The sequence below is a fragment of the Arthrobacter paludis genome (genome assembly GCF_056782315.1).
Genome location: NZ_JBXAEW010000034.1, coordinates 1 through 7863 on the forward strand (window position 1 = coordinate 1; position 7863 = coordinate 7863).

8 protein-coding genes and 1 pseudogene are annotated in these 7863 nt (G+C 73.1%); 2 read left to right on the forward strand and 7 right to left on the reverse strand.

Annotated elements, in window-relative coordinates; translation table 11 throughout:
- Positions 1 to 59: 59 nt before the first annotated feature.
- The 7 genes and pseudogenes from istB to AC1Q5D_RS17695 form a co-directional block, all read right to left on the reverse strand.
- The gene (istB, locus tag AC1Q5D_RS17665) at positions 60 to 899 is read right to left on the reverse strand and encodes an IS21-like element helper ATPase IstB (RefSeq protein ID WP_481739329.1); all 840 of its coding nucleotides are present in this window, start codon (positions 897 to 899) and stop codon (positions 60 to 62) included.
- A complete protein-coding gene (locus AC1Q5D_RS17670) occupies positions 896 to 2221 on the reverse strand; it encodes an IS21/IS408/IS1162 family transposase (RefSeq protein ID WP_481739330.1) in 1326 nt (441 codons plus the stop codon). The genes istB and AC1Q5D_RS17670 overlap by 4 nt, the downstream gene beginning before the upstream one ends.
- 99 nt (positions 2222 to 2320) lie before the next feature.
- On the reverse strand, positions 2321 to 2509 hold the full coding sequence (locus AC1Q5D_RS17675; RefSeq protein ID WP_481739752.1) for a hypothetical protein: 189 nt from the start codon (positions 2507 to 2509) through the stop codon (positions 2321 to 2323).
- A gap of 43 nt (positions 2510 to 2552) precedes the next feature.
- A complete protein-coding gene (locus tag AC1Q5D_RS17680) occupies positions 2553 to 3344 on the reverse strand; it encodes a Crp/Fnr family transcriptional regulator (protein ID WP_481739753.1) in 792 nt (263 codons plus the stop codon).
- Positions 3341 to 3793 (reverse strand): hypothetical protein, encoded by a 453-nt coding sequence (locus AC1Q5D_RS17685; protein WP_481739754.1) that lies wholly within the window; start codon positions 3791 to 3793, stop codon positions 3341 to 3343. Before AC1Q5D_RS17685 ends, AC1Q5D_RS17680 begins: the two co-directional genes overlap by 4 nt.
- A gap of 133 nt (positions 3794 to 3926) precedes the next feature.
- Positions 3927 to 4319 carry a hypothetical protein gene (locus AC1Q5D_RS17690; protein ID WP_481739755.1) on the reverse strand — a complete coding sequence of 131 codons (393 nt, stop codon included), beginning with the start codon at positions 4317 to 4319 and terminating at the stop codon, positions 3927 to 3929.
- Positions 4320 to 4449: 130 nt separating this feature from the next.
- Positions 4450 to 5337 (reverse strand): annotated as a pseudogene (locus AC1Q5D_RS17695) (FAD-dependent oxidoreductase); the annotation flags it as partial.
- Positions 5338 to 5373: 36 nt separating this feature from the next.
- Here AC1Q5D_RS17695 and AC1Q5D_RS17700 point away from each other — a divergent pair.
- Together AC1Q5D_RS17700 and AC1Q5D_RS17705 are read left to right on the forward strand one after the other, a co-directional pair.
- The gene (locus tag AC1Q5D_RS17700; protein WP_481739756.1) at positions 5374 to 6033 is read left to right on the forward strand and encodes a class I SAM-dependent methyltransferase; all 660 of its coding nucleotides are present in this window, start codon (positions 5374 to 5376) and stop codon (positions 6031 to 6033) included.
- Between the two features lie 635 nt (positions 6034 to 6668).
- Entirely contained in the window at positions 6669 to 7829 is a 1161-nt protein-coding gene (locus AC1Q5D_RS17705) for an IS30 family transposase (RefSeq protein WP_481738913.1), read from the forward strand.
- Positions 7830 to 7863 lie beyond the last annotated feature (34 nt).

Here is a 7863-nt window from a genome sequence, read left to right on the forward strand (position 1 = left end):
TGATGACGCTCATCGAAATTCCCCGGTTGGTGCTCGGTGAATGTCCCCAGTCGCGGGGTTTAGGTTAGCAGCGTTTTCGGGGTGCCTGTAGTGGCTCGGCGGAGCTGTTCGGCGGCGTCGTGGTGGGCTCGGAGCCGGTAGGAGTCCCCGTCCAGGTTCAGGACCACGGAGCGGTGCAGGAGCCGGTCGAGCATGGCGGCGGCGACGGTGGTGTCGCCGAGGATCTCGCCCCAGGCCCCGACGGGCCGGTTGGTGGTGATCACGATGCTGGTCTTGAGGTAGCGCTGGTTGATGACCTGGAACAGGGCCGAGGCGGCCTCCCCGGGCAGGGGCAGGTACCCGAGCTCGTCGATGACCAGCAGGGTGGGGCCGGCGAAGAAGCGCATGGTGGTGGCCCACCGGCCCTCAATCGCGGCCTTGTGGCAGCGGGCGGCCAGGTCGGCCGCGGAGGTGAAGTAGGTGCGGTATCCGGCCTCGACGGCGGCGCGGGCCAGCCCGGCGGCGAGGTGGGTCTTGCCGGTGCCGGGCGGGCCGATGAGCAGCACGTTGGTCGCGTTCTCGAGCCACCGGCAGGTGGCCAGCTCGTTGATCAGGGACCGGTCGACGCCCTGGGCGTGGTCGGTGTCGAACCCGGCCAGGGTAGCCGGGGTGGGGATGCTGGCGAAGCGCAGCCGTCCGGCCAGGCGCCGGGCCTCGGCGCTGTCGACCTCGACGGCCAACAGGCGCTCGAGGGTCTCGGTCATCGACCAGCCGTCGGCGCGGGCCTGGTCCAGGACGGCGGGCAGCGCCTCGGCGGCCCCGGCGAGCTTGAGCGTGGCCAGATGGGCGCGCAGCCGCTGGTAGGTGGCCGCCTGCGCGTTCGTGGACGGAACGGCGGCCGGGGTGGGGGTGGTGGTCATGGCAGGTAGCTCTTTCGTTGGGCGGCGGCCTCGTAGGCGGCCAGGTCGATCACGGAGGCCTCCGGCGCCGCGGGGCGCCCGAGCAGGGCGTCGGCGGCGGCGCGGGCGGCGGCCCCGGGCGGGATGCGTTCCTTGCGGCGGTGGGGCTTGGCCGTGTTCACCGCGGCCATCGCCGCCGCGTTCAGGGCGATGACGTGTCCGGTGTCGCGGATGGTGGCGCCCAAGCCCGGCTCGGCGATGCGGTGCCGGGCCACGACCGCGTTCCCGGAGCGGATCTGCAGGTGCCCGGCACCGACCCGGTGGGTGACCACGACCCTGGCCGCGGCCAGCTCCGGGGGCACGGAGTACCGGTTGCCGCGCCAGGAGACCAGGCCCTGCCGTGAGGCGGTGCGCTCGTCCTGGACCGCGACCGGGTAGGCGGCCGCCGGGGCGGGGCGCAACACCTCCACCTCGGCCATCGCCGCCACCGTGCTCCAGCCCTGGGGCCCGCGGCGCCGGCGGGCGTCCTGGGACTGGGCGAAGGCCAACACGCTCGCCTGGGCGGCCTCGAAGCCCGTCTCATCGGGCAGGGTGCGCCACCAGCGTTGCGCGGCGGTGTGGTTGTTCTTCTCCACCACGCCCTTGCGGTGCCCGGACCGGGGCGGGCAGAGGAGCACCTCGACGCCGTGGTGCTTGGCGAAGCCGGCGAAGGCGGGGTTGATGTCCCCACTGCCGGCAACCGCGACGGTTCCCATCCGGTCGAAGCGCCAGGCCCGGGTCAGGCCCCCGAGCAGGGCGATGAGCGTGGTGATGGCCTCCATCAGGTGCGCGTGGTCCATCGATTCTGCCAGCACGGCCCGCCACTTGCCCGAGTGCGGCAGCGAGCCCACCAGCAGCAGCGCCTTGCGCCCCGGCCCCCAGCCGGACGGCGGGTCGGGCAGCTCGAGCCAGTCGAACTGGGTCTCCTCCCCGGGCGGGTGCTCGATCACCGCGTTCGGGCGCTCGGTGACCTTCCCGCACGCCACGCACGCCGGGCGCAGCCCGCGGGCGCGGATCTGGCGGGTCAGCGTCTGGTACGAGCGGTCATAGCCCAGCCCGGCCAGCTCGTCGAACAGGGTCAACGCCCACAAGTGCGGGTCCTCGGCCAGCCGGGCGGTGACGTAGGCCTCGAACCGGGCGAAAACATCCGGTCCGGAGCGGCGGCGCATCCCCGGGGTCCGTTCCCCGTTGAGGTAGGCGCGGACGGTCTTGCGGTCCCGCCCCGTGTGTTTGGCGATGCGGCTGATGCTCCAGCCGCGCTCTTTCAACGCGTGGATCTCCACGTCTTCCTTCCATGGCAGCATGAAGGGACGGGCCTTTCTCGAAAGCCGGTGTGTGGTCAGAGACCACCAGCTTCGGGGAGGGCCCGCCCCTATTCAGGGACTGACACGAACTGGGGAAATTCAGTGAGCGCCGGGTGGGGAATTTCGATGAGCGTGATCAAAGGGACCGTGGTCGCGGCAGTGCTTGCGCAGGTAGACCTTCCCGCCGCGCGCATTGACCTCGGCGTCCACGACCGTCTTGCAGATCGGGCAGATGCTCTTCGTGTACTCGAGGAAGACCTCGTCGCGGGTCCTGCGGTCTCTGGCCATCGGGGGCTGCTCCTTGGATCGGGTGCCGGGCGCCGGCGGTGGATCAGTGGGCGTTCCGGGCGGCGTTTCTCAGTGCGGCCTGGTTCTGGATGGTGACCCTTCCGCGGGCCTGGCGGATCACCCCCTGCGCCGCGAGGTCCGCGAGGACCTTCGTGGTGGCCTCGCGCGTGGCCCCCAGCAGGCCGGCGATTTGTTCGTGCGTGAGGGCGACGACGGGGGCCCGGCCGAAGCGGCGGCCGCGCGGGGTGGAGGAGGCCACGTCGAGCAGGGTCGAGGCGACCCGGGCGGCCAGGGGACGCAGCGCGAGGTCGGCCAGCCGGTCCTCGAGGCGCGCGACGCGGTCACCCAGCAGGCGGGTGATCCGGATGGCGATCCGGGGGTCGGAGAGCAGGAACCGCTCAACGTCGTCGACCCCCAGCTGGCAGACCACCGAGTCCTCGATCGCTTCCGCGTAGTTGTCGTACATGCGCTGGCCTACGAGTGACATTTCCCCGAAGACCGCCCCCGCCTCCAGGATCGCCAGGGTCAGCGCCTTGCCGTCCTCCGCGACCCGGAACACGCGGACGCGCCCGGTCTTCAGGATGAAGAGGGCGGCGACCGGCTGGGCCTGGCTGTACACGAGTTCGCCCCTGCGGTACCTGCGGGCCGGGGCCATGAGGTCCATGGCGGCGAGTTCCTCGGAGGAGAGGTCGGCGAAGAGGTCGACTTCGGACAGGCAGGTGAAGGCCCCGCCGGCGCGTCCGGTCGCCCCGAGGGGGTCGGGCTCCCGTCCATCGGGCGCCCAGGGGGCCGGGCGCCCGGGCGCCGGGTCGGCCGGAGGCCACTCGTCGCTCACGCGTGCTCCCTGATGACGCGCACGGCCACGAGCGCCAGCGCGGCGCCGTAGACGAGGTGCCCGGCCAGGGAGAGCATGGTCGCCGCCGTGAAGGCGAACACCGGCATGCCGAGCATCAGCGGCATGGCCAGCAAGGGGCCGACCACCCAGAGGACGAGGCCGTAGACGAGCCCCGCCACGGTGCCGCGCCCGTAGGCGTGCAGGAAGCGGCCGGCAACGAACGCGAACAGCAGGCCGTAGCCCACGGAAATGGCCAGATGCACGGTGAAGCCGACGGCGGCCGACGAGGAGCCGACGAGCGCGGCGATCATGGGAAACATCCCCATCATGGCCATCATGGCGCCGAACAGCAGGCCGCCGGCGAGGCCGCCGACCACGCCGGCGGTGGCGCGGCGTCCCCACGGGAAGGCGGTGGCGTGTCCGTGGGGCGTGGTGTGTGAGGCAGACATGGTGTCCTCCTGACTGGTTCTGGTGTTCCTCACGCTAGGACGGGCGCCGGGTCGGATCTGTGAACTGGCATACACTGTGCCCGCATTCTCCGCGCCCGCCCGTCCCCCGGCAAGGTGGCGTCGGCCGCCGGGTTCAGCCGCCGGTCGTTCGGCGGCGGAGCCAGGCCAGGAGGCGGATGCCTGACGCGGGGGCAGGGGCGGCCAGCCGGTTCCGCTGGACCGCGATCGCGGCTGCCCAGAGCGCGTCGTTGTGGGTGGGGTAGGCGTGGGTGGCGGTGGCCAGCGTGGCGGCGGGCAGGCGCCCGTGCACGGCCAACGACAGCTCGCCCAGGGTTTCCCCGGCCCGCGGCCCGACGACGGTTCCCGCCGTGAGGCGTCCCCGGCGGTCGACGGCGATCCGGGTGAAGCCGGTCGTGTCCGCCTCGGCCACTGCCCTGTCCAGGCGCGAGTGGTGGATGGTCGTCGTCCCCTGGTTGGGGCCGGTGGAGGGGCCGACGGCGGCGACCTCGGGGTCGGTGAACACCACGCGGGGGGGGCTGGACGCGGCTGGGGGAGCGGCGGGTGCCGAGTACGGCATTGGTCGCGGCGATCGCGCCGTGGACGCCGGCGACGTGGGTGTAGTCGGGGTGGGTCGTCACGTCCCCGGCAGCCCAGAACCGCGGGTTGGCGGTCCTCAAGTGCGCGTCGGTGGCCACCCGTCCCCGGCCGTCGAGCCTGATACCTGCGGCCGGAAGGCCGAGGGAGCGGGTGCGGGGGGTCCTGCCCAGGGCCAACAGGACGTGGGTGCCGGGAATGGCCGAGCCGTCGGACGCGGTGACCACGGGGCCCTCGGGGCCGCGGCTGAACGCGTGTGCCCGCCGGCCGGTGAGGACGCGGATGCCGTCCGCCTCGAGGGCCGCGCGCAGGAGCCCCGAGGCCTCGGGGTCCTCCCGGGGGAGGAGCCGCTCCGCGGAGCCGAGCAGCGTCACGGTGCTGCCGAGGCGGGCCAGGGCCTGGGCCAGCTCGCAGCCGACGGGTCCGCCGCCCACGACGGTGAGGGACCGGGGCAGCTCCCGCAGGTCCCAGACGGTCTCGCTGGTCAGCACCTCGGGGCCGGGCGAGCCGCGACGGACCTGCTCGAGCCCGGGGAGGTCGGGGACCGTGGGCGCCGCGCCCGTGGCGATGAGGTAGCGGCGGGCGGGCAGGGCCCGGCCGTCGACCAGGACGGCGCCGTCGGGCTCGATGCGGGCGCGGCCGCGCAGGACGCTGACGCCGTCGCGCTCGAGCGCCCGCGCGGAGTCCTCCGGCTCGATCGCCTCGATGGCGGTCCGGATCCGCGCCCTGGCCTCCGCGAAGGCCGCCGGGCCGGGCCGTCCGGCCGCCGCGGCCTGGTGGGCGGCGGCGAGCAGGGCCTTGGAGGGGACGCATCCGGTGTAGAGGCAGTCCCCGCCCGGGTGGCCGCGGTCGACGAGGACGACGCGGGCGCCGAGGGCGGCGGCGGTGCGTGCGCCGACCAGCCCGGCCGTCCCGCCTCCGAGCACCGCGAGGTCCCAGATGGCCTGCACCTATCCCTCCCCTCCGCCGGGAGGCAGACTGTCCGTGTGCCTCTGGACCGCTACGACTCGTTCGCGTGGGCGTACGACGCGCTCTCCGGGGAACGGCTCCTGTACCGGGGCGGCCGTCTCGCCGGGATGTCCGCCCTGTCCCCGACGGCCGGGGCCACGGTCCTCGACCTCGGGTGCGGGACCGGATTGAACTTCGCGCCACTGCTGGAACGGGTCGGGCCGGGCGGCGCCGTCGTGGGGTTGGACCGCAGCGGCCCCATGCTGGCCCGGGCGCGGCGGCGGTCCGAACGGTGCGGGTGGGGGAACGTCCACCTGGTGCAGGCGGACGCGGCGACGGCCACCCCGGAGGACATCCGCCGCCTGCTCGGTCCCGGCGTGCCCGGCAGCGGCCCCGGCTTCGACGCGGTGATCGCCACCTACGCCCTGTCCGTGGTGCCCGCACCGGAGAACGCCTGGGCCCTGGCCGCCGGTCTCGCGGCGCCGGGGGCCCGGGCCTGCGTCGTCGACATGCAAGCACCTGTGGGCCGGGCGCGGTGGCTGGTGCCACTGGCACGCCTCGCGTGCGCGCTCGGCGGCGCCGATCCCACCGCCCGCCCGTGGGAGCTGCTCGAGCGGGATGCCGACGGGGTCACTGCGGCGTCCCTGGCCGGAGGCCACATCCAAGTGCGGGCCGGGACGCTGGCTCCCCGTCCGTGAGCGCGCCGTGTCGCCACGCCCCGTGGGGAGGCGTCCGGCGGCCATGGCCCGTCTCTGCTCCGGAAGGCGCGGTGCGGGGAGGGCTTCGTGGGCGACGACGTTGGCGTGGCGATCCTGGTCCATGGACAGCGGCATGGGGCCTCCAAGGGGTCGGTCGCGGCACCGGTCCCTGCACGGTAACCGAGGTGCGTGGCGGCGGCCAGACCCTCCGCTGCCTTGCGCCGCGGAGGAGCGCCCCGTCGCCATCCCGCGCGACCCCGGCGCAGCTGGCGGCCACGGAGCAGCGGGAGGGCCCGGCATCGGGCGCCTTCTAACGGTCGTTGCAACACCCAGAGATATTGGGGGTTGCAACGACCGTGCCGCGTTTAACGAAGGATCCGAAGAGCGTCAAGAGGCCGTCGACCGGGGACAGGGAGCGGTTCTTCGTCGTCTTTGACCGCTTGGGCAGTACGACGGCGGCGGCCCGGGAACTCGGGCTGAACCCGAGCACGTGTGCCGGGTGGGTGCGGAAGGCGGGCTTGAGGAGCCGGGCGTCCCAAGACGTCCGGTACCCTCGCCGCGAGGGTCACCCCCGGCGTGGGGAGTACTTCGAGCTACGCAGTCAGGGGGTCCCGAGGCGTGAAGCGGTTCGCCGGGTGGGGGTCAACGAGCGCACTGCCAGGGACTGGGACCGGGGTATCCGCAAGAGCAACGGGCGCAGGATCCATCCGGACGGGCGGGTTGTGGGCTACAAACGGGGAATGACGAACACGATTGAAAAGGCCGCCTTGAGGGCTGCCGAGGCGTTCCGGGGCGAGCGCCCGATCAGTGCCCGGTTCCTGACTCTGCAGGAGCGCGAGCGATTGCGGGACCTGCACCGGGACGGCCTGTCCCTCCGCCGCATCGCCGCCGTGATGGGCCGCAGCGTCTCGACGCTGAGCCGGGAGCTGCGCCGCAACGCCGATTCCGAGCTGGGGTACCTGCCCCACACCGCCCACCGGAGTGCGGTCCGCCGTCGGGCCCGGCCCAAACCGTCCAAGCTCGACGGGACACGGCTGGGCGCATGGGTACAGGCACACCTGGACGTGAAGTGGTCCCCGGAGCAGATCTCGCACAAGCTGGTCAGGGAATTCCCCGACGATGCGGAGATGCGCGTGTGCCACGAGACCATCTACCAGGCGATCTACCTCCAGGCCCGGGGCGGGCTCAAACGCGAGCTCGAGAGCGCCCTGCGCTCCGGGCGGACCCGCCGCAAGCCGCACCGGGACCCCGGCCAGCGCACGCCCCGCTTCGCCGATCCGATGGTGATGATCTCCGAGCGCCCGCCCGAGATCGAGGACCGGGCGGTGCCCGGGCATTGGGAGGGGGACCTGATCACCGGAGCGCTGAACCAGTCAGCGATCGCGACCCTGGTCGAGCGCACCACCCGCTATACCATGCTCGTCCACCTGCCACCCGGTGACCACGGCGCAGAAGCCGTCCGCGACGGGCTCGTCCGCACGATGGCGACCCTGCCGGCACACCTGCGCGGATCCCTCACCTGGGACCAGGGCGCCGAGATGGCCGCGCACAAGGCCTTCCGGCTCGCCACGGACATGGACGTCTACTTCTGCGACCCGGCCAGCCCCTGGCAACGCGGCACCAACGAGAACACCAACGGACTACTGCGCCAGTACTTCCCCAAAGGCACCGACCTGGCCGTCTACGGACCCGAGGACCTCGAACACGTCGCCCAGGAACTCAACGGACGCCCACGCAAGACGCTCGGCTGGGATTCCCCAGCCGAGCGTCTGCGTGATCTACTACTGAACAACTAGCCAGCAGGTGTTGCAACGACCCCTAGAAACCGCC